At 67.4% G+C, this 579-nt stretch carries 1 pseudogene; it reads left to right on the top strand.

Annotated features, from left to right (window positions below):
* Window positions 1-579 (top strand): annotated as a pseudogene (locus ACR0IO_RS23235) (translation initiation factor IF-2); the annotation flags it as partial.

Raw genomic sequence — 579 nt, 5'->3', positions numbered from 1 at the left:
GCGCGTCGTATGAAGGCGTTGCAAGCCGCCAAAGCGCGCGAGGCTGAAGAGGCCGCTGCCCGTGAGGCGCAGGAAAAGGCGCGCGAAGAAGAACGCGCACGCCGCCGGGCCGAACAAGAGGCCAAGGAACGCGAGCAGCGTGAAGCTGAAGAGCGTGCCCGTGCCAAGGCCGAAGAGGAAGAACGCAAGCGTAAAGAGGCCGAGGAAGCAGCCCAGCGTGCTGCCGCAGCCCCGGCACCCGCCGAGCCCAAGGCCGCACGCAGCCCATCCAGCAAGCCTGCACCTGCTGCGGCACCGCGCAAGCAGGATCGCGAGCGTGAGCAGCGTGGCCGTGGCAAGGGCCGTGACGACAACCGCCGCTCGGGCAAGCTGACACTTGGTCAGGCCACTGGCGGCGAAGGCAATCGCCAACGCTCGATGGCCGCGATGAAGCGCAAGCAGGAGCGTGCGCGCCAGAAGGCCATGGGCGGCACGGTCGAGCGGGAAAAGGTGATCCGCGACGTTCAGCTGCCCGAGGCGATCATGGTCTCGGAACTGGCCAACCGTATGGCCGAGCGTGTCGCTGACGTTGTCAAATCG

The sequence above is a fragment of the Ruegeria sp. CE12 genome (genome assembly GCF_056537525.1).
Note: the sequence above shows the minus strand (reverse complement) of the source record. Positions and strands in the feature narration are given on the sequence as shown.